22 protein-coding genes and 1 riboswitch are annotated in these 24,026 nt (G+C 45.6%); of the genes, 9 read left to right on the plus strand and 13 right to left on the minus strand.

Annotated features, from left to right (window positions below; genetic code table 11):
• Positions 1-31 precede the first annotated feature (31 nt).
• Both NYE42_RS19745 and NYE42_RS19750 read left to right on the plus strand, forming a co-directional pair.
• Positions 32-964 (plus strand): aldo/keto reductase, encoded by a 933-nt coding sequence (locus tag NYE42_RS19745; RefSeq protein WP_342497154.1) that lies wholly within the window; start codon positions 32-34, stop codon positions 962-964.
• Positions 965-1,082: 118 nt separating this feature from the next.
• The gene (locus NYE42_RS19750; protein ID WP_007407844.1) at positions 1,083-2,471 is read left to right on the plus strand and encodes a sugar porter family MFS transporter; all 1,389 of its coding nucleotides are present in this window, start codon (positions 1,083-1,085) and stop codon (positions 2,469-2,471) included.
• A 42-nt stretch (positions 2,472-2,513) separates the two neighbouring features.
• Here NYE42_RS19750 and htpG read toward each other — a convergent pair whose 3' ends face one another.
• A complete protein-coding gene (gene htpG, locus NYE42_RS19755; protein WP_007407845.1) occupies positions 2,514-4,394 on the minus strand; it encodes a molecular chaperone HtpG in 1,881 nt (626 codons plus the stop codon).
• A 171-nt stretch (positions 4,395-4,565) separates the two neighbouring features.
• Positions 4,566-4,814: a hypothetical protein gene (locus tag NYE42_RS19760; protein WP_352426672.1), complete on the minus strand. Its 249-nt coding sequence runs from the start codon at positions 4,812-4,814 to the stop codon at positions 4,566-4,568.
• Between the two features lie 128 nt (positions 4,815-4,942).
• Here NYE42_RS19760 and NYE42_RS19765 point away from each other — a divergent pair, with 128 nt between their 5' ends.
• Entirely contained in the window at positions 4,943-5,764 is an 822-nt protein-coding gene (locus NYE42_RS19765) for an SDR family oxidoreductase (RefSeq protein WP_007407847.1), read from the plus strand.
• Positions 5,765-5,820: 56 nt separating this feature from the next.
• Here the strand turns inward: NYE42_RS19765 and NYE42_RS19770 are convergent, their stop codons facing one another.
• The 4 genes from NYE42_RS19770 to NYE42_RS19785 all read right to left on the minus strand — a co-directional run bounded on the left by NYE42_RS19770 (position 5,821) and on the right by NYE42_RS19785 (position 10,123).
• Complete coding sequence (locus NYE42_RS19770) at positions 5,821-6,420, minus strand: response regulator transcription factor (protein WP_158185968.1); 600 nt, start codon at positions 6,418-6,420, stop codon at positions 5,821-5,823.
• Positions 6,417-7,553, minus strand: a complete 1,137-nt coding sequence (locus NYE42_RS19775) for a sensor histidine kinase (RefSeq protein ID WP_158185969.1) — start codon at positions 7,551-7,553, stop codon at positions 6,417-6,419. The genes NYE42_RS19770 and NYE42_RS19775 overlap by 4 nt, the downstream gene beginning before the upstream one ends.
• A 118-nt stretch (positions 7,554-7,671) precedes the next feature.
• Positions 7,672-8,721, minus strand: coding sequence for a fatty acid desaturase (locus NYE42_RS19780; RefSeq protein WP_077392054.1), 1,050 nt, complete (start codon positions 8,719-8,721; stop codon positions 7,672-7,674).
• Between the two features lie 244 nt (positions 8,722-8,965).
• The gene (locus tag NYE42_RS19785) at positions 8,966-10,123 is read right to left on the minus strand and encodes a TetR family transcriptional regulator (protein ID WP_144664764.1); all 1,158 of its coding nucleotides are present in this window, start codon (positions 10,121-10,123) and stop codon (positions 8,966-8,968) included.
• A 141-nt stretch (positions 10,124-10,264) separates the two neighbouring features.
• Between NYE42_RS19785 and NYE42_RS19790 the strand changes: the two genes are divergently transcribed.
• The gene (locus NYE42_RS19790; RefSeq protein ID WP_352426673.1) at positions 10,265-11,602 is read left to right on the plus strand and encodes an aldehyde dehydrogenase family protein; all 1,338 of its coding nucleotides are present in this window, start codon (positions 10,265-10,267) and stop codon (positions 11,600-11,602) included.
• A 30-nt stretch (positions 11,603-11,632) separates the two neighbouring features.
• Here NYE42_RS19790 and NYE42_RS19795 read toward each other — a convergent pair whose 3' ends face one another.
• Together NYE42_RS19795 and NYE42_RS19800 are read right to left on the minus strand one after the other, a co-directional pair.
• Positions 11,633-12,856, minus strand: coding sequence for a PQQ-binding-like beta-propeller repeat protein (locus tag NYE42_RS19795; protein ID WP_148660094.1), 1,224 nt, complete (start codon positions 12,854-12,856; stop codon positions 11,633-11,635).
• A 130-nt stretch (positions 12,857-12,986) separates the two neighbouring features.
• Positions 12,987-13,406, minus strand: a complete 420-nt coding sequence (locus NYE42_RS19800; protein ID WP_017418531.1) for a DUF5391 family protein — start codon at positions 13,404-13,406, stop codon at positions 12,987-12,989.
• Between the two features lie 142 nt (positions 13,407-13,548).
• On the opposite strand from NYE42_RS19800, the gene NYE42_RS19805 reads away from it, so the two are divergent.
• The 3 genes from NYE42_RS19805 to NYE42_RS19815 all read left to right on the plus strand — a co-directional run bounded on the left by NYE42_RS19805 (position 13,549) and on the right by NYE42_RS19815 (position 15,630).
• The gene (locus NYE42_RS19805) at positions 13,549-13,860 is read left to right on the plus strand and encodes a helix-turn-helix transcriptional regulator (RefSeq protein ID WP_015240918.1); all 312 of its coding nucleotides are present in this window, start codon (positions 13,549-13,551) and stop codon (positions 13,858-13,860) included.
• A 78-nt stretch (positions 13,861-13,938) separates the two neighbouring features.
• On the plus strand, positions 13,939-15,105 hold the full coding sequence (locus tag NYE42_RS19810; RefSeq protein ID WP_277507108.1) for an MFS transporter: 1,167 nt from the start codon (positions 13,939-13,941) through the stop codon (positions 15,103-15,105).
• A 69-nt stretch (positions 15,106-15,174) separates the two neighbouring features.
• Positions 15,175-15,630 (plus strand): RDD family protein, encoded by a 456-nt coding sequence (locus tag NYE42_RS19815; protein WP_014419310.1) that lies wholly within the window; start codon positions 15,175-15,177, stop codon positions 15,628-15,630.
• A gap of 36 nt (positions 15,631-15,666) precedes the next feature.
• Here the strand turns inward: NYE42_RS19815 and NYE42_RS19820 are convergent, their stop codons facing one another.
• The 3 genes from NYE42_RS19820 to NYE42_RS19830 form a co-directional block, all read right to left on the minus strand.
• Complete coding sequence (locus NYE42_RS19820) at positions 15,667-16,353, minus strand: VOC family protein (protein ID WP_144464722.1); 687 nt, start codon at positions 16,351-16,353, stop codon at positions 15,667-15,669.
• A 35-nt stretch (positions 16,354-16,388) separates the two neighbouring features.
• Complete coding sequence (locus tag NYE42_RS19825; RefSeq protein ID WP_265450987.1) at positions 16,389-17,279, minus strand: M48 family metalloprotease; 891 nt, start codon at positions 17,277-17,279, stop codon at positions 16,389-16,391.
• A gap of 148 nt (positions 17,280-17,427) precedes the next feature.
• A complete protein-coding gene (locus tag NYE42_RS19830; protein WP_063093775.1) occupies positions 17,428-18,339 on the minus strand; it encodes a restriction endonuclease in 912 nt (303 codons plus the stop codon).
• Between the two features lie 574 nt (positions 18,340-18,913).
• Here NYE42_RS19830 and ahpC point away from each other — a divergent pair.
• Together ahpC and ahpF are read left to right on the plus strand one after the other, a co-directional pair.
• The gene (gene ahpC / locus NYE42_RS19835; protein ID WP_004393188.1) at positions 18,914-19,477 is read left to right on the plus strand and encodes an alkyl hydroperoxide reductase subunit C; all 564 of its coding nucleotides are present in this window, start codon (positions 18,914-18,916) and stop codon (positions 19,475-19,477) included.
• Between the two features lie 13 nt (positions 19,478-19,490).
• Positions 19,491-21,020: an alkyl hydroperoxide reductase subunit F gene (ahpF, locus tag NYE42_RS19840; protein WP_007614902.1), complete on the plus strand. Its 1,530-nt coding sequence runs from the start codon at positions 19,491-19,493 to the stop codon at positions 21,018-21,020.
• Between the two features lie 44 nt (positions 21,021-21,064).
• On the opposite strand, the gene NYE42_RS19845 is transcribed toward ahpF, so the two are convergent.
• Positions 21,065-22,297: a Fic family protein gene (locus tag NYE42_RS19845; RefSeq protein ID WP_327997420.1), complete on the minus strand. Its 1,233-nt coding sequence runs from the start codon at positions 22,295-22,297 to the stop codon at positions 21,065-21,067.
• Positions 22,298-22,436: 139 nt separating this feature from the next.
• The gene (locus tag NYE42_RS19850; RefSeq protein WP_007614904.1) at positions 22,437-23,783 is read right to left on the minus strand and encodes an amino acid permease; all 1,347 of its coding nucleotides are present in this window, start codon (positions 23,781-23,783) and stop codon (positions 22,437-22,439) included.
• 145 nt (positions 23,784-23,928) lie between these two features.
• A riboswitch (glycine riboswitch) is annotated at positions 23,929-24,009 on the minus strand.
• Positions 24,010-24,026 lie beyond the last annotated feature (17 nt).

The raw sequence follows: 24,026 nt of genomic DNA on the forward strand, positions 1-24,026 counted from the left end.
ATGATATCCAATTTTTTCAGGGGGCGAAAACATGAGCAAAGTAACAATCGGCAAAACTGACCTAAAGGTATTTCCGATCGGTTTGGGAACAAATGCGGTCGGCGGACACAATCTCTATCCGAATCTGAATGAAGAAACGGGAAAAGAATTGGTTCGGGAAGCGATTAAAAGCGGCGTTACCATGTTAGATACCGCCTATATTTACGGTGTGGGCCGTTCTGAAGAATTAATCGGCGAGGTGCTGAAAGAATGTAACCGCGAGGATGTCTTCATCGCCACAAAAGCCGCTCACAGAAAAGAAGGCGATGACTTTGTTTTCGACAATTCACCGGCCTTTTTGAAACAATCGGTCGAAGACAGCCTGAAACGCCTGCAGACTGATTACATCGATTTATTCTACATCCATTTCCCGGATGAGCACACGCCGAAGGACGAAGCCGTTCAAGCGTTGAATGAGCTGAAAAAAGAAGGAAAAATCCGTTCCATCGGCGTATCCAATTTCTCTTTGGAGCAGCTGAAAGAAGCCAATAAAGACGGCTTAGTCGATGTGATTCAAGGAGAATACAACCTGCTGAACCGTGAGGCGGAAAAGACTTTCTTCCCTTATACGACAGAACACGGCATCTCATTCATTCCGTACTTCCCGCTCGTATCCGGACTGCTGGCCGGCAAATACGACGAGAACACCACCTTCCCTGAAGGCGACCTGCGCAATGATCAGGCGCATTTCCAAAGGGAGCAGTTTAAAGAAAACATCAAAAAAGTCAACCAGCTCAAACCGATTGCCGAAAAGCACAATGCCGATACGGCGCATATCGTGCTTGCCTGGTACTTGGCGAGACCTGAAATCGATATCCTGATTCCGGGCGCCAAACGCGCGGATCAATTAAAAGACAACATGAAAGCAGCCTCCATTACGCTATCTGCTGAAGAAATCGCGTTTATCGACAAGCTGTTTTCCTAAGAAAAAAACACGCCTCTTAAAGGGGCGTGTTTTTTTATGTTTATATTTTTCTCTTCGGGGAATGAAATAGTTATCTAAATAAACTATTATGCGTTCCAAAAGATGAGGAGGATCATCTGTGAAGAAAAACACCAAAAAATACCTGATTTACTTTTTCGGAGCATTAGGCGGGCTGCTTTACGGCTATGACACCGGTGTGATTTCAGGGGCTTTGTTATTTATTAACAATGATATTCCTTTAAACACGCTGACCGAGGGATTGGTCGTAAGCATGCTGCTGCTCGGTGCAATTTTCGGGTCCGCCTTAAGCGGGACATGCTCTGACCGATGGGGCCGGAGAAAAGTGGTTTTCGTCCTTTCACTCATTTTTATTATCGGCGCGCTTGCCTGTGCGGCTTCGCAAACCGTCACTATGCTGATTATCTCCCGTGTCATACTCGGGTTAGCCGTCGGGGGCTCAACGGCGCTGGTTCCCGTTTATCTATCTGAGATGGCGCCGACGAAAATACGCGGAACGCTCGGCACATTGAATAACTTAATGATTGTAACCGGAATTTTACTCGCATATATCGTGAATTACATATTCACCCCGTTTGAAGCTTGGCGCTGGATGGTCGGTCTCGCCGCAGTACCGGCGGCGCTTTTATTAATCGGAATCGCGTTTATGCCGGAATCTCCGAGATGGCTCGTCAAACGCGGCCGTGAGCAGGAAGCCAGACAAGTCATGGAAATGACCCACGACAAAGAGGATATCGCCGTTGAATTAGCGGAAATGAAACAAGGTGAAGCTGAGAAAAAAGAATCTACGCTCGGCTTGCTGAAAGCCAAATGGATCCGTCCTATGCTGCTGATCGGGATCGGCCTTGCCATCTTCCAGCAGGCGGTCGGTATCAACACGGTGATTTACTATGCGCCGACCATCTTTACAAAGGCCGGACTCGGCACTTCGGCGTCCGTTCTCGGCACGATGGGCATCGGTGTCTTAAACGTCATCATGTGTATCACCGCCATGATCTTAATTGACCGGATCGGCCGGAAAAAACTGCTGATGTGGGGAAGCGTCGGCATTACCTTGAGCCTGGCGTCACTATCAGCCATTCTCCTTCTGGCCGGCCTGTCAGCTTCAACGGCATGGCTGACCGTGCTGTTTCTCGGCATCTATATCGTTTTCTACCAGGCGACATGGGGTCCCGTCGTATGGGTTCTGATGCCGGAGCTGTTCCCGTCAAACGCACGCGGTGCCGCAACCGGATTTACGACATTGATTCTGTCGGCAACCAACCTGATCGTTTCACTGGTATTCCCGCTTATGCTGAGTGCCATGGGCATCGGCTGGGTATTCGGAATATTCTCAGTCATTTGCCTCTCATCCTTCTTCTTCGCCGCTTACATCGTTCCTGAAACGAAGGGCAGAAGTTTAGAAGAAATCGAAACGCACTTGAAAAAACGGTTCTCCTTAAAGAAGCGCAGCAAACAAAATCAAATTCTTAAACAGCGCACACTGTAATAAAAAAAGGAATCGCCCCCGCTGGGCGATTCCTTTTTGGCGTCATACCATAACTTTGCAAATGTCATTCGTAAATTCGACCGGATCATGGATCGGCAGCCCTTCAATCAGAAGCGCCTGATTGTAGAGAAGATTTGTGTATAATGCAAGCTTTTCCCGATCTTGTCCGTGCGCGTTCTTTAACGTCTCAAACACTTCGTGATTCGGGTTGATTTCCAGCACTTTTTCCGCTTTGACCTGCTGGCTGTCAGGCATGGCGTTTAATACTTTTTCCATTTCGATCGTCACTTCGCCGTCTGTCGCAAAGCATACCGGATGGGATTTTAAACGTTTCGACGCTCTGACGTTCTTTACTTTATCCGCAAGAATCTCTTTCATGCTTTCGAACAGGTCTTTATATTCGTTCTCTTCGGCTTCAGTCTGCTTTTCATCCTCATCACTGTCGATGCCTAAGTCGGCGCTGGATACGGATTTGAACTCTTTTTCCTCATAGCTTGTCAGCATTTTGATCGCGAATTCATCAATATCTTCCGTGAAGTATAAAATTTCGTAGCCTTTGTCCGCCACCATTTCAGTTTGCGGCAGCTTTTCAATCCGCTCATATGAATCGCCGGACGCGTAATAGATATATTTTTGATCCTCAGGCATTCTGGACACATATTCGTCCAGAGTGACGAGCTTTTTCTCCTTAGATGAATAGAAGAGAAGCAGATCTTTTAATACGTCTTTATTCGCGCCGAAATCATTATAGACGCCGAATTTCAGCTGTCTGCCGAAAGATTCATAGAAAGATTCGTATTTTTCTCTTTTGTTCTTCAGCAGGCTCTTCAGCTCGGCTTTGATTTTTTTATTGATGTTTTTCGCAATCAGCTTCAGCTGGCGGTCGTGCTGCAGCATCTCTCTGGAAATGTTCAGCGACAGATCCTCAGAATCCACCATGCCTTTTACAAAGCTGAAATGGTCCGGAAGCAGGTCGGCGCATTTGTTCATGATCAGCACGCCGTTGGAATACAGCTCCAATCCTTTTTCGAATTCCTTCGTATAATAGTCAAACGGCATGTTTTCCGGAATAAACAAAATCGAATTGTAGCGCACCGCTCCATCGACGCTGATATGCACATGGGTCAGCGGTTTATCAAAGCCGTAATGCTTCTCGGCGTAAAAAGCCTCGTAATCCTCATCTGTCAGCTCGCTTTTGTTTTTTCTCCAGATCGGCACCATGCTGTTGACCGTCTGTTCTTCCTGAACTTCTTCAAATTCGTTCTCGCTGCCCTCTTTCGGCTTGTTGACCGTCTCTTCCATTTTGATCGGGTAGCGGATAAAATCAGAGTACTTTTTCACGATCGCTTTGATGCGGTAGTTTTCTAAAAACTCATCATAGCTTTCATCTTCCGTGTTTTCTTTTATTTGTAGGGTGATTTCCGTACCGACGGTTTCTTTGTCACACGGCGCGATCGTGTAGCCGGCAGCCCCTTCCGACTCCCATACATACGCCTCGTCACTGCCGAGCGCCTTACTTTTCACCGTGACTTTATCAGCCACCATAAACGCCGCATAAAATCCGACGCCGAACTGGCCGATAATGTCATGGCCGTCTTTCGAGTCATTTTCTTGCTTGAAAGCGAGTGAACCGCTTTTCGCAATTGTGCCGAGATGCTGTTCAAGCTCGTCTTTTGTCATCCCGATACCGGTGTCTGTGACGGTGAGCGTTCTCGCTTCTTTGTCCGCCGTCACTTTTATGTAGTAATTGTCTTGATCAAACGTTAATGAATCATCGGTTAACGCCTTGTAATAGATTTTGTCAATCGCATCGCTCGCGTTGGAAATTAACTCGCGGAGAAAAATTTCCTTCTGCGTGTAAATGGAGTTAATCATCATGTCCAGCAATCGCTTGGATTCTGCTTTAAACTTTTTTTTCCGCACTTCAGATCTCTCCTTTAATTATGCTTTGATGTTATGTAAAATCTTTTTAGCATCTATTTATCATATACAGTGACAATTGTCAACTAGGATTAGCAGATGCATATATTGTAAATTTAACATGTTAATGGATTCATTTCACCCATTTTATCAATAAAAAAGAGAGAATGTTGATCATCCTCTCCTCTCTGCTTCTTTCCGGCGGCCGAATTCCTTCTTCATCCATATGTATGACGGGTAGAAAAACAAACTAAATAAGATAAGAGATCCCAAGTTTCGCAAAGACTCATGAAGAACATTTCTTACAGTGAGAGGAAATATGATGTCCTGAAATAGAATAGAGATAACGGTGTAAATCACAAATCCCATAGGAACAGTGGCATAACAATAAAACGCTATCTCCTTCTTATGCTGTATCTTCAAAATATGTAAACCTCCCAATGATGTATATACATAATATTAACATATTTAATAGGTATTTAGAAACAGACCTCCGTATGTTTATCCCCCTATTCAGCGGGAACAGATATAAAAAAAGGAGGAATCGCAATATGGGAAGATTAACAGACAAAACCGCAATCATCACAGGGGCCGCGACAGGCATCGGACAAGCGACGGCACGGGTTTTCGCCGATGAAGGCGCCCGCGTGATCTGCGGTGACATCAATGAAAGCGAACTGAATGAAACCGTCAGCGCTATCAGAAAAAACGGCGGAGAAGCAGAAGCCTTTCACCTTGATGTATCAGACGAAGAAAACGTAAAGTCTTTTGCGGACGGCATTCAGCAAAAGTACGGAACAATTGATATTCTGTTTAACAATGCCGGTGTTGACCAAGAGGGCGGAAAAGTCCATGAATACCCGGTCGACCTGTTTGACCGGATCATCGCCGTCGATCTGCGCGGCACATTTCTATGCAGCAAATACCTGATTCCGCTCATGCTCGAAAAAGGAGGCTCCATCATCAACACCTCCTCCATGTCCGGCCGGGCCGCAGACCTTGACCGCTCCGGCTATAACGCCGCAAAAGGCGGAATCACGAACCTGACGAGAGCGATGGCCATTGATTACGCCAGAAGCGGAATCCGCGTCAATTCCTTATCGCCGGGCACGATTGAAACGCCGCTCATTGATAAATTGGCAGGCACGACAGAAGACGAAATGGGCGAAGCGTTCCGTGAAGCCAACAAATGGATCACGCCGCTCGGCCGGCTTGGAAAACCGGAAGAAATGGCAGCCGTCGCGCTCTTCCTCGCTTCAGACGACAGTTCTTACGTCACGGGAGAAGACATCACCGCAGACGGCGGCATCATGGCATACACTTGGCCGGGGAAAATGCTGATTGATAAGAAGTGGAAGGAAGAGACGGAGTGACGGTGAAAAAGAAACAAGCCAGTGCAAAAACACTGGCTGAACAAGCTGAGGGCGGGTTACTTAAACCAGCCCTTTTCCTTTGATCGGGTAATGGCTTCAATTCGATTTTTCACTTCTAATTTATCCAGGATCATCGAAACGTAATTGCGGACTGTGCCGCTTTTGATGCTGAGGGCGTTTGCGATTTCTTTCGTGTTTTTTCCGTCTGCGACAAGCTCGAGCACCTCTTTTTCCCGTTCGGTCAGCGGGTTTTCCTCACTATAGATGTCCTCCATTAATTCAGGTGCGTAGACGCGTCTTCCTTTCATGACGCTGCGGATGGCGCTGACGAGCTCATCGCTCGGGCTGTCCTTGAGCATGTACCCGCTGACGCCTGCTTTTAGCGCCCGCTGAAAATAGCCGGAGCGGGCAAAGGTCGTCAAAATGATGATCTTCACACCGCTGTCCTTGAGCTCTTCTGCCGCTTCAAGACCTGTTTTCCCGGGCATTTCGATATCCATCAGACAGATGTCGGGCGCATGTTTTACCACGAAATCGATGGCATCCTGGCCGCTTGTGCCTTTGCCGACAACCGTCATATCCTCTTCTAAATTCAACAGCGAACCGAGTGCGCCGAGCAGCATTTGCTGATCCTCGGCAATGAAGATGTTGATCATCTGCTACCATCCTTTTCTTTTGATTTTGAATCATTCGGGATTCTCATGGTCAGCTTTGTTCCGGCGGCTGTATCGATGGCTAAACTGCCGTTTGCGAATTCAAGACGTTCCCTCATTCCAAGCAGGCCGTGCCCCTTTGAAAAAAAGCGGTCTTCTTTGCATTGAAAGCTGCCGTCATCTTCCACCGTAATGACAACCTCTTTCCAAAGCTGCTGAATGGTGATGCGGCATACTTTGGCGCCGCTGTGTTTCACGACATTGGTGACGGCTTCTTTTATGCACATGCTGACGATGTTTTCGTTCAGCAGAGAGATATGTTTTGGCGCTTCTTTTTCTTCATACACAAATTCAATTCCTGCCGCTTCAAGAATTTGCCGAACATTGCCGAGCTCATCCTTCAATCGGATGCCTTTCATCGATGAGACGATTTGTCTGACCTCATTTAAGGAGGTGCGGGCCGTCTGCTGCACGCTTTTCAGCTCAGTGCGGGCCTGTTCAGGGTCCTTGTAAATCAGCTTTCGGGCAAGGTCGCTTTTCAGTCCGATTAAGGAGAGCTTTTGTCCAAGTGTATCGTGAAGGTCCCGGGCGATGCGCTGCCTTTCTTCCAGCTTCACAAGATCGGCGATTCGCTCATTTGCATATTCTAATTTCTCCTCAAGGCGCTCCCGTGCCTTTCTGCTTCGAATGCTGAGCGGGAGCAGGATGGCACTGATCAGTGTAATGACGATAAACGGAATTTGTGTCAAAAACCACTCTTTTTTCAGAACAAGGCTGAAGTTGACGGCAACCGCCGCACTGATGATATGAATGTAATATAAGATGTAAAAAGGAACTTTGTCTCGGATATGGCCGATGAAGTAGGCGATAAAAAAGGCGAAATAAATATAGCTGAACAGCATGACAGAGCCGGTCGAAATGCCGATCAGAAGAAGCGCCCATAAGTAAAGCGGCCAGCCTTTTGCAACAAATGCGAAGCGGTATGCGCCAAAGAAAACAAGTGTGAAAATGATGCCGGCCACGATGACAAAGGTAGAAGAGCTTTTAAAAATAAAATAAAAAGGCAAGATGAAAAAAATCATCCATATATAAGGAGAAATCCCATTCAGTTTTTGAAATTTAAAATACTTCTTCATCTTCGTTCCACCTTCTGCTGCTTGTGTCTACCATCACTTTATCAAAACACCGCCTTCATTGCATCCTCACGCATGAAGAGAAGGCTCTTTCTGATAAGAGAAAGAGCCGCGCGTCATATCAGGCATTTTTCTTTAAAGGTTCTTTCGGCACCGGATGGGGCGCCGGTTTTTTCCGAGCCTCCCGAAAGGTGACAAATTGCTTTTCGTCCTCATCCCACAGACGGAATTTCATGGATTCAAGACTTGTTTTAAGCGTAATGGTCGGTACGTTTTTTAAAGGCTCGTGCCCCTCATGAGCGGCTTCCAGCTTGTAGTTCGGCACTTTCGGGCTTAAGTGGTGGACATGATGGTAGCCGATATTGCCTGTCAGCCATTGCAAAAGCTTCGGAAGCTTGTAAAAGGAGCTTCCTTCTACCGCGGCCTGCACATAGTCCCAATGCTCATCGGCTTCAAAATAAGAATCCTCAAACGTGTGCTGAACATAAAAGAGCCAGACGCCGATTGACCCCGAAATAAGGAAAATCGGACCCTGAACAAGCAAAAAGTTTTCCCAGCCGAAAAGCAGGCACGTCGCAGCAGCCAATAAGACAATCGCCGCGTTCGTGAAATAGGTGTTCCAGCGCTCCTTGCGGCGGGCGCCTTTTACATTGAAACGGTTTTTAATCAGAAATACGTAAATCGGGCCGAGAATAAACATAATAAACGGATTGCGATAAAGTCTGTAGCGTACTTTTGTCCAGGCTGAGGCTTCGTTGTATTCCTTGACGGTCATCATCCAAATATCGCCGGTGCCCCGTTTATCTAAGTTGCTGCTCGTCGCATGATGGATGGAGTGGCTGCGTTGCCATTGAAGGAACGGAAACAGTGTCAGCACACCTGAAATAAACCCGAACAGCCGGTTCAGCTTCTTTTGTTTGAAAAAGGATTGATGGCAGCAGTCGTGGAAAATAATAAAGATTCTTGTCAAAAATCCCGCTGCTATAACAGTAAAGGCGAGGGTCAGAAGATAGGAGACATTGAGGCTGAAGTAAGCAAGAAACCAAAGGGCAAAAAACGGCACAAATGTGTTGAAAAGCTGATTGACACTATGCTTTGTATCGGCACCGGAAAATGCAGCAACCTGCTTTTTTAAAGATGCTTGTTTTTGAGTTGCGGCGTGATTGGTCATGAATGTCATATCCCCTTTTTTTTATTATGATTCCAAGTATACCGAGGCGCTCGCGGCGGTTGTAGTAGCAGCCATCATGCCCCGAATATGACATTTGTCATGTTTGGCGGCAGAATGCTGATCAGGCGGCATATAGAAGGTTTTTTTATAAGGGATAAAGCCGGACACTTCATATCGGCACTTCTCAAAAAAAACAGCAAAAAAGAACCCGGCCTGTTTTCGGCTGAGTTCTTTTTCATCATCCTCACAGCAAAATCACCCGATACTTCTTTACATCCAAAAACTGCAGAAACTCCCGGGCCAGCATGTCCGGCGCGTGGTCTTTTCCTTCATGAAGACGATATTGAATCAGACCGGCGAGCATGGACGCGACATAATATGCATAGAGTTTTTTGCCCGCCTGAATGTGCAGGGGCTGATGAAGATAAAACGATTGCAGCGCTCTGAACATTTCCGGGATGACGTCAGGCACTCCCGAACCCTCTCTCAGAAATTGAACGAGCGGCAGGCCTTCCGACAGTGCCGAAAAGAGACGGACGAGCGCGGCTTCCGCTTCTTCCATGGAGCAATCGGCAGGCTCCCCTTTTACCGTCAATAATCCGATCAGATCCCGGCATGATTGATGGATGATCGTTTTCAGCAACGCTTCTTTGTTGGCGTAATGGTCATAAAAAGTGGCACGGCGGAGGTTGCTTTGACGGGCAATATCGGAAATCGTAATCGCCGCGTATTCTTTTTTTTCCGCCATTAAGCCGATCATGGCTTCTTGCAAGGCCTGCCTCGTCCTTGTCACCCGGCGGTCGGCGGGCTTTTTTTCTTCTTGTTCCGGCACCCGGCGGCCGAACAGCCAGTAAAACCGTTTTTGAGAAATCAAATCCCACACCTGCCCGCTGATCGCTTCCGGTGATGCCCCGGGCTCCTCATTCAGCCAGTACAACACAATGGCATACGTGTATAAAGCGCGGTAATGAATGTACATATCCTGTTCAGTCGGTGAGAAATCCGCATTGACCGGTGACAGCAGCACATCATGCCGGAACACATCTTTTAAAAAAGCATGAAAGTGAAAATACGGCATTTTATGACGGTCCATCATCGTTTGAAAAAACTCCCGATGCCGGTCAACAAAAGACAGGGTCGGATGCACTTTTTGCCATCCGCCATGTAAATGAAGCACATCTTTATTCTTCAGTGAATCATACAGCGCTTCGCTCAGCCCGTCTTTCATTTCTTCCTCTATATCCTCTAAAATCGCATATTTATCTTCGTAATAAAGGTACAGTGTCCCCCGGCTCACACGCGCCCGTTCGGCGATGTCCTTCATGGTCACACGGCGGATATCCCGCTCTCCAAGCATGGCCAAAAGCGCTTGTTTGATGTCAGTTGTCACAGAATCCGGCATAAGAGACACTCCTTTCATTAGACAGATCACCGCAATTTGTACGGTAACGTATAGATGTGTTTACGCTGTCTTTGCCGCAAAAACACACCACATTATAATAGGCCCTGAAGAAACAAAAAAGCAACCAGAGGAGGAAGACCGATGGATCAGCATATAAAAGCAGACATCAAACGCGTCTTTGAGCTTCAGAAAAAAAATCAAAAAACGCTGCGTGCTTCAACAGCCGGGCAGCGCAGAGAAAAGCTTCAGCGCTTTTTAGATGCCGTCACCGCACATGAAGAAGAAATCATCGAGGCGATCAGACGGGACGTCCGCAAGCCTTATCATGAGGTAAAAAGAGCGGAAACGCAGGGAACGATTAAGGCGATTAAAGATAATATGAACAATCTCGACACCTGGATGGCGCCGAAACGCGTCGGCTCATCCGTCAGTCCCGACGCTGACGGCGTATTAATGTACGAGCCAAAAGGCCTTACCTTAATTCTCGGCCCGTGGAATTATCCGTTTATGCTGACGATGGCTCCGCTTGCAGCTGCCATTGCGGCCGGCAACAGCGCGATTGTGAAGCTGTCCGATTTTACAATGGAGACGAGCCATATCGCCGCGACAGTTATTCGCGAGGCATTTCACGAAGAAGAAGTCGCCATTTTTGAAGGTGAGGTCGATGTCGCCACAGAACTGCTCGACCAGCCGTTTGACCACATTTTCTTCACCGGAAGCACGAATGTCGGTAAAATCGTCATGACGGCAGCAGCGAAGCACTTGTCGTCCGTCACGCTTGAGCTTGGCGGAAAAAGCCCGACGATCATCGACAGCGACTATGATTTGATGGACGCGGCGAAAAAAATCGCCGTCGGCAAATTTGTCAATGCGGGGCAAACATGTATCGCACCTGACTATCTCCTTATGAAGAAAGAAGTGCAGAGCACCTTTACAGATCTCCTGCAAACCATTGTCAATGCAGGTTTTATGGAGGATGATCATACGGTTGACCGCAACAAATTCACGCAGATTGTCAATGACCGCAACTTTAACCGTGTCAAAGCCCTATATGATGATGCTATTGAAAAAGGGGCAAAAATGGCCTTCGGCGGCGTATTCGATGCGCATGACCGCACGATTTCTCCGACCGTGCTGACAAACGTCACGCCTGATATGAAGATCATGCAGGAAGAAATCTTCGCACCGATTCTGCCGATTATGAATTACGAAGATATCAGTGAAGCCGTTGATTACATCACTGAACGGGACAAGCCGCTTGCCTTGTATGTATTCAGCCATAATCAGGAGCTGATCGATTATGTGCTGCAGCATACGACATCCGGCAATGCTTCTATCAATGATGTCGTCGTTCATTTCACTGACGTCAACCTTCCGTTCGGCGGTGTCAATACGAGCGGGATCGGTTCATATCACGGTGTGTACGGCTTTAAAGAATTTTCTCATGAAAAAGGCGTATTTATTCAAGCCTCTAAATAAAAAAAGAATCCGCGCATGCGGATTCTTTTTTTATGATTTTTTTGGCCCGAATGCGAGCAGTTTCGTATAAGTGCCGACATAAAGCGTGCCGTCTTCAGCCAGAACCGGGGAGGAAATGACATTGCTGTCTGTTTGATAGCGCCATTTTTCATTACCGTCAGCGTCAACCGCATAGACATTTTTATCGTCAGAACCGAAGTACACATTGCCGTCCGCATCAATCAGCGGCGCCGTTCTCACAGGCCCGTCCGTATAGAAAGACCAGTTCATATTGCCGGTTTTGCTGATGGAAAACAGCTCGCCGCTTCCGGAACCGATATACACATTGCCGTTATGGTCGATCGCTAATGAAGAGCTGGAGAAACCGTTTAACGGGAACGTCCACTTTACAGCACCCGTTGATGTATAGGCGTATAAGTTGCCGTCCTGGTTTCCGGCGTAAACGGTGCCGTCTCTATCAATAACCGGATAGCCTTTAAACCCGTTGGACGTCGTTTTTGACCATTTCACTTGGCCCGTTCCGGAATTGATCGCGTAAAAGATATTATTGTACGTTGCCGTATACAGAGTGCCGTTTGATGCTAACACGGGAGCGGAGCCGACCACGCCGTTTGTTTTAAACTTCCACTTTTGCGTCCATGTCGAAGGCGACGTCGGTTTAATCGCATAGATATAGTTATCCAGCGTCGACACATACAGCGTGCCGTCAGATCCGATAGCCGCATCGGAACTAGGCGCTCCGCTCAGCGGAACTGAAGTTAAAATGGTTCCGGTTTCTTTGTCGATGAAATACAGTTTTTTATCGTGAGAAGGAAGATAAATGACACCGTTTGTTCCGAGCACCGGAGTCAGCGTATAGGTCGTCCCGAGGTTTTCCGTCACCCATTTCACAGTACCGTCCGGATGATACGCCGTCAGCTTCCCGTCTTTTGATTGAATAAATACGGTGCCGTCCCCGTCAACCGCGGCTCCCGCACCGTTTTGAGGATTGGCCGGAACATTCTTTTCCCATTTTAACGCGCCATCGGCAGTGCTTGTAAACCGGCTTTCTCTTGACCAGTTGAACATCGTCGGAGACATCGCCTGCGCGTCATACCGTCCCGCCAAGAAACCGGATGCCGCATGATTTTGTTTAAATACCGTTTCCGCAGCTTGAGCAGCCGCCGGATGCAGCCATTTTGCCCCCGGCAGATCAGAAACCGCTCCCACAGATAAAGCCGCAGCAACCGCAGCGCCGGCCGCCAATGTTTTCATTCGCAATGAAGCTGTCTTTTTTTTCAATGTCAGTTCCTCCCGTTTCTATTAAAAGCTGCTATATCACTTCGATCATACCATAATTAACCTATGAAATATTTGTATTTTCGGTAGATTTATAGAACAAATGTCACATAGCCTGCTGATGCTTCGGGGATGATCGAAACGCGGCAATATACCACACCACATTGACGATAAAAGCCGCGCCTGACCAAACGAAAAGGCCGTAATAAAGAGACAGCTCCTGCCCTAAGGAAATTGCGGTCAATAACGTCACCAACAAGACAGCCGCGCAAATGATAAGCCCGATTCCGCAAAAAACGGCCATGATGATTTTCATGACACGAATACCGAGAATATACATAATGAGCGGAACCGCATATATAACAAGGATCTGGCCGACGGCGGCCCACATGCCCGCGGAATTAAAACGATTTGCGTTCGGCCCCGTTTCTGCAAGCGGAGAAAGCGAGACGAGGACCGGCAATAAACAAAACAGCAGAGCGGAAAGCAAGGTCACCGCAACCGTACCTTTTTTCTTTTGATTCATGTGAATATCCTCCTGACAATAACCCGGCTTTTTTACCGGTAATCTGATAATATGTTATATTTTAGCACGATATTTAGTTATTTTGAGAATGTTTTGTTAAAAACGAATTTACAAATCCAGAAAAATAGATATAATAAACGTTATGGAACCGATATTGATTCATAAAGCGCTATCTAACAAAACACGAAGTGATATTATGACGTGGCTTAAACACCCGGAAGACCATTTTGATGAAAGACCTTATCTTGAGCAGGGACTCAGTTTCCGCACCGGAATTTGCGTCGGTGATATTCAGGCAAAGTCGGGGCTTGCGCAGTCCGTCATCTCCAGCTACCTGCTGACCATGCAAAAAGCCGGCCTGCTGGAATCCGAACGAATCGGAAAGTGGACCTATTACAGAAGGAATGAAAAACAAATTAAAGCCTTTGCTGACTATGTTCAGCACCAGCTATAACCATGAAAGGAGGGCTTTTTTTGTTCTGACATATCTATTTTTCTGTATATGTAGTTATAAAAGGAGGCATACATAACAATGAAAAAAAGCAGCTCCATCTTCATTCTATTTTTGGCACTAGGGGTTTTCGGAATTATCACGACCGAAATGGGCATTATCGGCGTTCTTCCGCAAGTGGCGGACAGATTTCATATTTCTGCTTCAAAAGCGGGGTGGCTTGTCAGTATTTTCGCGTTCATCGTCGCTGTGTCGGGACCGTTTTTGACCTTGCTTGCTTCAGGCATAAACCGGAAAGTCATTCTGCTTTTGGCGGTGCTGATGTTCGCCGTTTCAAATGCGGTCTACGCGTATACGGCGCATTTCAGTGTCATGCTGGTGTTTCGGATCATTCCGGCTTTATGCCACCCGGTGTTCTTTTCTGTAGGGCTTGCGGCCGCGGCCCGGCTTGTCCCCGCCGGCCAATCCGGAAAAGCCGTAACGAAAGTCTTTTCAGGCATCACCGCCGGCTTTGCGTTCGGCGTGCCTTTCACGTCTTATCTGGCGGAGCGTCTCTCCCTTGAAGCCGCCTTCTTATTCGGCGCTATCATCAGTCTCATCGCATTCACGGGCATTCTTCTCTTTTTGCCATCCATGCCGGTCACAGAAAAAATGTCTTTCAGAAGTCAGCTCGGCATCCTTCGCAAACCGGCTTTGTGGCTCAATATCGCTGCCGTCACCTGTCTCTTTGCGGCCATGTTTTCTGTCTACAGTTATTTTGCGGAGTATCTCGGACGGGTGTCGCATATGAACGGCACATGGGTCAGCTTCATGCTGATGAGCTTCGGAGTGATTATGATAGCCGGGAATTTCGTCTTCGGCGCTTTGTTATATAAAAATATGAAAAAGACCGTCATCCTGTTTCCGCTTCTTTATACAGCCGCCTACTTGCTCATATACGGGTTTGGGACGTCTTTCGCGCCGATGGCCGTCCTTGTCTTCGTATGGGGCGCCGTTCATTCCGGCGGTCTCATTGTCAGCCAGACTTGGCTTACTGCGGAAGCAAAGGAGGCGCCCGAATTCGGCAACAGCCTGTTTGTCTCTTTTTCCAACCTCGGCATCACCATCGGAACGGCGGCGGGCGGCTGGTTTATTTCACATTTGGGAATCCATCAGCTGATGTGGTGCGGCATCATGTTTGCCCTTCTGGCTTTCGGGCTGATCATGGGACGCTTGGCATGGGGAAAGAGGCTGCTCGCAGAAGCTTAAGCTCCGTTGCAAAATCCGGAATGATTACGTATAATATTCCAGATTAGAGCAAGGGAGAGAAAAAGATACATGGAAAGACCGGCAGGATTTTGGATTCGGTTTCTGGCTTACGTCATTGATCAAATCATCATAGGAATTCCGATTTTTATCATTCAATTTATGGTCTCTTTTTTATTTGCGGCAGGCGTTGCGGCGGCTGACCCCTTCATGACCGAAAATCAGTTTAACATCTCTTTTCTGGTGTTCGGCGTCATCCCGATTCTTGCGAGCTCTTTTGTGATCAGTATCTTATATTTCAGCCTGCTCACGGCCTCAAAGATGCAGGGGACACTGGGAAAAGCATTGCTCGGCCTTAAGGTCGTCAATGAGGATGGCGGACGGATATCCATCGGCCAGGCCTTCGGACGCGCTTTCGCATATATCATATCTAAGCTCATTCTTTATATCGGTTTCATCATGGGCGCCTTCGGAGAGAAAAAAACGCTGCACGACATCATGTGCAGCACCCGTGTTGTCTATAAATAATGTCCCCAAGTCCGGGCCTTTTGAGCCCGGGCTTTTTTATGACGGCTGTGCCCGCCTGATGTCAATGCCGCCCTTTCCGTCAGCCTCAATGCGGATCGTCCCGTTCACAATAACAGACAGCGGATGGAACTCCGCATGCTGATCAGAAAAAATCCAGCGGCGGCCGCTCGGCCCTAAAAGCAAAAACGCCCCATCATTGTAATCACCCATAAAATGAAACCCATTTTCCCTAAGAGGCGCATGCTTTCTCACCGGAATGCCGAAACGCTGCAGCTTCCTCCCGGTTGATACGACTTCGGCAGCCGTCAGATTCACCTCGCCGATATTCAGAACGGACTCAATCGAAAAATGTTCCGCGCTTGGCGGCGATGTTTCTCTCGCGATGAATTCCGCCAGATTGTTGGACGGATCTTTGAAATAAAAGGAACGCGCCTGAATATGAGAGAAATACACCTCATCCTCGCCATCTTCCGTTTGAAAAACGACTTTATCCTTTATCCACGCCTTCGCCTCATCAAAACGATTATTCGGAATGTTAAACGCGAAATGATACGTAGGATGAGAGTGAGAATCGGCGCGCCTGAATTCCAACTCACTTTCTCCCGCCTTGATGGTAAACGAATCACCGGACTCATCAATTAAAGGAAAACCTAACACCCGTTCATAGAAGTGTTTCGTCTCCTCCAACGCACAACTGTACAAAGTAATGTTATTTATTTGCATGATCATACCCCCTTTGGTTATAAAGACAATGAATATCAATATTCTTGTCTGACTCCGGTCAAAAATGTTTCAATATTCTCAATTCGGTAAGCTGTATAGGAGTGAGTGGAAGCTAATAAAGCGATAAAACCTTTTCGAATGTCAATATTTTCACGTTCAATCCGATAGAAAAATTCTAACAGCTCATCTCCGAAACCCGCTTTCGCAGCTACTTCATCTGCCCGATATTCAAAATCTCTGCTTCCGATATTCACAAAATAAAATCCCAAACGGCAGTATGTTATGTAACACCATCCGACCAGCCTAAAGAATATATTTAATAACCCCCCAGACACAGAAGGATTTGATCCGCCGTTCAGAAGCCCTTCAATACACCCCAGAATAAAACATATAAAAAATCCCATCACATACAGCGGCAACAGTGCGATACTCAAAATAGTAAAACTGGAATTAAACATCACAAGGTGTAATGTGTCTTTAAAAGCAAGATGCGCATACTCATGGGCCAGTACCGCTTTTAGCTCACCATCACTTAAATTTCTCATAGCCGCCGAAGTCAATCCTATCGTTTTAAACCCCAGTGCAAATGCATTAATACCCTCATCATCTATTAAAAAAAGATCCGCTTTTTTCACATGAGGATAATGTCTTTGTACGCTTACAAAAACTTCATCGTTTAACCTTTCAAGGTACTCCTTTTCTCCAATGGTTGCCGGGCGCCTTAACCCAGCCCTTATTCTATTTCTCCAGTCTCCAAAAAGTCCATAATTCATAAAGAACAACAATCCGTAAACGGATAAAAAAAGAAAAACCGTTGGAAAAAGCGCCAAAGGAAATAATTTTCTGAAGATCATAATAGAAATCAAAACTGTCAGCCCAGACCAAACAATGTATAAATAATTGAACTTTGTTTTTCTAACTTCCATTTTTGATCACCCTTTTTTTATTATGTTTGAATGATTTACCACTACTTAAACTGTCTTTTTATTATCGGTTTCGAAAATAGCATTGTAAAGATGATCATCCATTTTTTTCCGAAAAAGAGGTGCTGTTTTTAACAGCACCTCTTTTTAATCACTCTTCAAAATAATCCAGGTCTACTCTCTTGATAACAAAAGTATTCTCTAAACTAACGCCGACATTATAGTTGAACATTAAATCCGTTAGCCTCTCTCCATCAATTAATATAATTTTTTTATCGATCACTTTAACATATTCTTTTGCGCCATCAGTAAATACAGATGTAGTAATAAACACACCCTTTTTCGCTTTTTTCCCATCCAGGCTGCCCGCAAATTTTTGTATTTCCGGCCTTGAAACAGAATCTTTCCACCTCTTGGCTTGAAGATAAATCATATCCAGCCCTAAAATGTCTTCTTTGATAACTCCATCTATGCCGCCATCTCCAGATCTCCCTATAGCCGTGCCTGCATCTGTTAATGAACCGCCATATCCAAGAGCAACAAGCAATTCTACGACTAGTTTTTCAAAAAAGGCAGGAGAACATTTGTATATTTGGTTCAGTAACTCTTCTTTAATCTCATTTTTAACAGCATTATAATTCTGTTCAATAATTTCATTGGGAGTTCTGGGCTCTGAAGTAATCGACGGCTCACTTTCCTGTTGATTGCTGTCTTTACCCGTCTGCTTGAATCTCTGAAAACTCTTATACTTCATTAGAAATCTATTATCTATACTGGCGACACTCGGGTCATTAATTATTTCTAAGCCTTCGCTGGTGATCTGAAAAACACCCCGTCTAACAATGTCGATTAAACCGGCTTTACTTAAATATGTTCTTACCCAACCGATTCGATTATGAAGTACTTTTTGGTTTCCGCTGGGTAATAATTTTTCTGCATCTTCCTCTGACAGGTTTAACTCTTCTGCTAATTTCACGTATAAGTCTTGTAATCTGTGCTCCTTTTTATCTGAAAGAATTTTTAAAAAAGGGTACATAAATTCTTGATATCCTGGTATGGTCAACTTCTACACTCCTATTTAACGTCTTTGTTAAAACTGGCTTGATATTTATATTATTTTTGCGTTCCTAACACCCCTGCGTAAAACCATCTTCATTTCACACTTAAATCTCATGATGATATATGAGGTAAAGCTAATATAAGAACATCCGCTATCCATAATTGAATAAGTTCAAAACAAATATATATCTTTAAATTCTGAACACCGGACTGATCATTTTTTTAAAAAACCTAACACCCGTTCATAAAAGTGTTCCTGAACAAAGTTACTTTATTTGCATGACCGTCCCCTCTTTGGTTTATACTACCATATAGAGGGTGGATTCTTGATATTATTCTGCACCAATTGAGAATCCCCCTTTCGCCCGGCGTTAAACATGACAAACAGCGCCAAACCGCTTATACCAGGCGTTTTTAAACATCTAAAGCAAAAAAAGCAGAAAATAATACCCCATATAGCTTGACAAAAAATAAATGTTATTTAATAATCTATATATAATTAGAATTATTATTGAAAGATAAAGTGAATGCTTTGTCTTTTTAATATATTTCAAATCACATTTCAGGAGGAAGATATTATGTCTTTAATCGGAAAAGAAGTACTGCCATTCGAAGCAAAAGCTTTCAAAAACGGTGAATTCATCGATGTAACAAACGAAGATTTGAAAGGTCAATGGAGCGTTTTCTGCTTCTATCCAGCGGATTTCTCTTTCGTTTGCCCGACTGAACTTGAAGATCTTCAAGGACAATACGCTGCACTGAAAGAATTAGGTGTTGAAGTATACTCTGTTTCTACAGATACTCACTTCGTACACAAAGGCTGGCATGACAGCTCTGAAAAAATCGGCAAAATCACTTACGCAATGATCGGTGACCCATCTCAAACGATCTCCCGCAACTTCGACGTTCTTGACGAAGAAACTGGTCTTGCTGACCGCGGAACATTCATCATCGATCCTGATGGCGTTATCCAAACAGTTGAAATCAATGCAGGCGGTATCGGCCGTGACGCAAGCAACCTTGTAAACAAAGTAAAAGCAGCTCAATACGTTCGTCAAAACCCAGGTGAAGTCTGCCCGGCTAAATGGGAAGAAGGCGGCGAAACACTTACACCTAGCCTTGATTTGGTAGGTAAAATCTAAGGAGTGCATTCCATTGGTACTTGATGCAAATATCAAAGCACAATTAAATCAATACATGCAGCTAATTGAGAACGACATTGTTCTCAAAGTAAGCGCCGGTGACGATGACACTTCTAAGGACATGCTGGCTCTCGTTGACGAGCTGGCTTCCATGTCATCTAAAATTTCAGTTGAAAAAACTGAATTAAACAGAACACCGAGCTTCAGCGTTAATCGTACCGGAGAAGACACAGGCGTTACATTCGCCGGTGTTCCTCTCGGCCACGAATTTACATCATTAGTGCTGGCATTGCTTCAAGTCAGCGGCAGAGCGCCTAAGGCTGATCAAAAGGTCATTGACCAGATTAAGAACATCAGCGGAGAATACCGATTCGAGTCTTATATCAGCCTGACGTGCCACAACTGCCCTGATGTCGTCCAAGCATTAAACATGATGAGCGTGCTCAACCCGAATATCACTCATACAATGATTGACGGCGCGGCATTCAAAGAAGAAGTGGAAAGCAAAAACATTATGGCTGTTCCGACTGTATTCTTAAACGGTGAATCTTTCGGAAGCGGCCGTATGACCATCGAAGAGATTCTCGCAAAAATGGGCAGCGGCGCAGATGCGTCTGAGTTTGCCGACAAAGAGCCGTTTGACGTTCTTGTTGTCGGCGGCGGACCTGCCGGCGCAAGCGCGGCCATCTACACGGCGCGTAAAGGCATCCGCACCGGTGTCGTCGCTGAACGCTTCGGCGGCCAGGTACTCGACACCATGAGCATCGAAAACTTCATCAGCGTCAAAGCGACTGAAGGACCGAAGCTCGCTGCAAGCCTTGAAGAGCACGTGAAAGATTATGATATTGACGTCATGAACCTTCAGCGCGCGAAACGCCTTGAGAAAAAAGACCTCTTCGAACTTGAACTCGAAAACGGCGCTGTACTGAAAAGTAAAACAGTGATCCTTTCAACAGGTGCCCGCTGGCGCAATGTCAACGTACCTGGTGAGCAAGAGTTCAAAAACAAAGGTGTTGCATACTGCCCGCACTGTGACGGACCATTGTTTGAAGGCAAAGACGTAGCCGTTATCGGCGGCGGAAACTCCGGAATCGAAGCGGCGATTGACCTTGCAGGTATCGTCAATCACGTGACTGTGCTGGAATTCGCGCCTGAACTGAAAGCAGACGAAGTCCTGCAAAAACGTCTTTACAGCCTGCCAAACGTCACTGTGCACAAAAATGCACAAACGAAAGAAATCACAGGCGACCAAAACGTAAACGGCATTACGTTCGTTGACCGTGAAACAGGCGAAGAAAAACACGTTGAACTCCAAGGTGTATTCGTCCAAATCGGCCTCGTGCCTAATACAGAATGGTTAGACGAAACGGTCGAACGCAACCGCATCGGCGAAATCATCGTCGATAAGAGCGGCGCGACAAGCGTTCCCGGCCTATTTGCCGCAGGGGACTGCACAGACGGCCCGTACAACCAAATCATTATCTCCATGGGATCAGGTGCAACTGCCGCTTTAGGCGCATTTGATTATTTGATCCGGAATTAATGTGAAAGCCGCCATATGAATGGCGGCTTTTTTAAATATACTAATTAAGAAGGCAGTATTTCCTCTAAACAATCCTCGCTGATTTTATAAGATTTTGGCCTTCTGCTTACCAGCTCAACAAATCCTTGCTGTTCTAAATAATCCATTACTCTGTTAATTTTATGTCTCGATTTATTTGAGAGCTCCATTAAATCTTGCACCGACAGCGTAACCTGATCATTTACAAATACATTAATCGTGATAATGATATTAAAAATATCACGTTCATCTTTATAATCAGCCCATTGATCGCTATCAATATAGTTCCTAATTCGTTTCAGTTTCATTAAATTAAATTCAAGATCCTCAATAATTCCTTTTTGTCCTGACAGAAGCAATTCCAGCATATCCATTAAATAAAAAGTCAGCTCTCCCCGGTTTAAAGGTGCGGGAATTTCCTCTAATGCCTTATAATACTTATCTTTGTTCTTATTAACTGCGTAAGAAAAAGTGATGGCTGAATATTTTTCTAAGTATCGGGACAAATAACTCCCAACGATAAAGCGTCCTGTTCTTCCATTGCCGTCATAAAAAGGATGAATGTATTCATAGTAGTAATGAGCTGTCATGTAACGATACAGCTGGGGATGTGTTTCATCATGAAGATAAGCAATTAAAGCCTCAAGCGCTTCTGTTATCTTCTGTTCAGAATTAACGCCGATATGGGTGGTCATGTTCCCATCGTTCACTTCAACATAGCCTTTTCTGAATAGCTCACCATCCGGCGCATCTTCTGCTCCGATTTCATCTGCGACCAGCTCGTCATATAATTCCCTAAAGTCATGAATGCTTGTAAACGACGGAATTCGGTCTATAAATTGATATGTTTTCATCAATCCGACAAACCGCTTATGTGAGGGCTCGGATTGTTCTAACGCTTTAAGAGCCTCTTTCAATTCTTTTTTTGTACTGCGGATTCCTTCAATTTCATTATTACTCTGTGCTTCATTAATAATTAATTTATCAAAATAAGGTTTGACGGCAAATTCGGGGAGCTGACTGATAAGGGATGAAATTTTGGAACTGTTTAACAACACTTCATTATTCAGCTTCATGAGTTTATGTGTATTCACATAAAATAGCTCAAATGAATCGTCCGTGGGTCGGCCTTTTCGGAACCCCCGTATGTTTAATGATGTTGAATAACTGCCATAGCTGCTTGTTCTCTTTTTAAATTCTTTCTCATATGAATCAGCATCCATTTTATAAAAAAGCTTAGATAACTTCTCATACTTCATATCATCACCTCGCTTAATTTAAAATTATACACTTTTTTAAATTATACAATCATTATAGCCTGATTTCTAACAAATATTCTCGCTTTCCAATCAAAACAAAAAACGGCATACTGCATGGCAGTACACCGTCTGAAGCAATTCAATCTGTCTTTCTCCCTCTCGCCCGATAGATAAGAAATAATCCAATAAACCACAGCGGCGTCAGCAGCAAAGCCGGGCGCGTTGCATCCGCAAACAGCATAATCACCAGAATGACGGCAAACAGCGCCAGCACGGCGTAATTGATAAACGGCGCAAACGGCGCCTTGAAAGACGAGCTTGCATGTAAGTCCGGACGGGTTTTCCTGTATCTGATATGACAGACAAGAATCACGCCCCACACCCAAATGAAACAAATCGCGCTGATGGTAGTCACGATGCCAAAAGCCGCTTCCGGTATTAATTTGCTTAAAAGAGCGCCAGCTGACAGCACAATAACCGATATCCATAATGCGCGGCTCGGCACATGATTTTTATTCAGCTTCGCAAAACTTGCAGGCGCTTGTTTCGTTTTGCTTAAGTTATACAAAATCCGGCTTGTTGAAAACATCCCGCTGTTACAAGCAGAAGCGGCAGACGTTAATACGACAAAATTAATGATTCCCGCGGCTAACGGGATGCCGACCAGGCTGAAGGTCTTTACAAAAGGACTTTCCGCCGCATTCAGCTGCATCCACGGATTAATACATAAAAGAATGAGCAATGCCCCGACGTAGAAAAATAAAATCCGCAATGGAATTTTATTGATAGCGGACGGAATATTTTTTTTCGGATTTGACGTTTCCGCCGCCGACACACCCACTAATTCCACACCGACATAGGCGAAGATCACCATCTGGAACGAAAGCAAAAAGCCTGAAAATCCGTTCGGAAACAAGCCGCCGTGCTCCCACAGATTCGCCGCTGAAACCGTTCCGGTATGCGTTTTGAACCCAATCACCAGCAGAACCACACCGATGACAATTAACGCGAGAATCGTGACTACTTTAATTAAGGCGAACCAAAACTCCAATTCTCCAAAAATCTTAACCGTTAACAGATTAAGCCCTAATAAAATGAGCAAACAGATAAGTGCCGGAATCCACTGCGGAATATCAAACCAATATTTCACATACACACCGACGGCGATCACATCCGCCATAGCCGTCATAATCCAGCAAAACCAGTAGGTCCAGCCGGTGACAAACGCTGCACGCGGTCCTAAATACGCCTCGGCAATATCCGTTAATGATTGGTAGCCCGCTTTAGATAACAGCAGTTCTCCCAGCGCCCGCATGACGAAAAAAAGCGCAATACCTACAATAAAATACGCAAAGATGATAGAAGGACCCGCCAGCTGAATCGCCTTACCGGACCCTAAAAACAATCCGGTGCCGATCGTGCCGCCAATGGCGATCAGCTGCACGTGCCGATTCGATAAGTCCCTCTTTAGCTCTCGCTGCTCCACATCTGACTCCTCCTTACCTCTCTAGTGAACGACGAGCAAAAAAAGCCAATAAAAAAAGAGATTGGATGCCCTCCAATCTCATGGTCATAAGAATATCAAATTATATCTGCGCCGCTGACAATCAACAGCATGACAAATACATATTCGGTACTCTTCTGTCCTTTTGCCTGAGATTGTGAACCCTTCGGCGCCGCGGAAAACCCGCGGTCTCTCCAGAAGCCGCTCCTGCTGTAGTTCGACCCA

Source organism: Bacillus sp. FSL K6-2865 (genome assembly GCF_040311405.1).
In the GTDB taxonomy this organism is placed as follows: domain Bacteria; phylum Bacillota; class Bacilli; order Bacillales; family Bacillaceae; genus Bacillus; species Bacillus velezensis.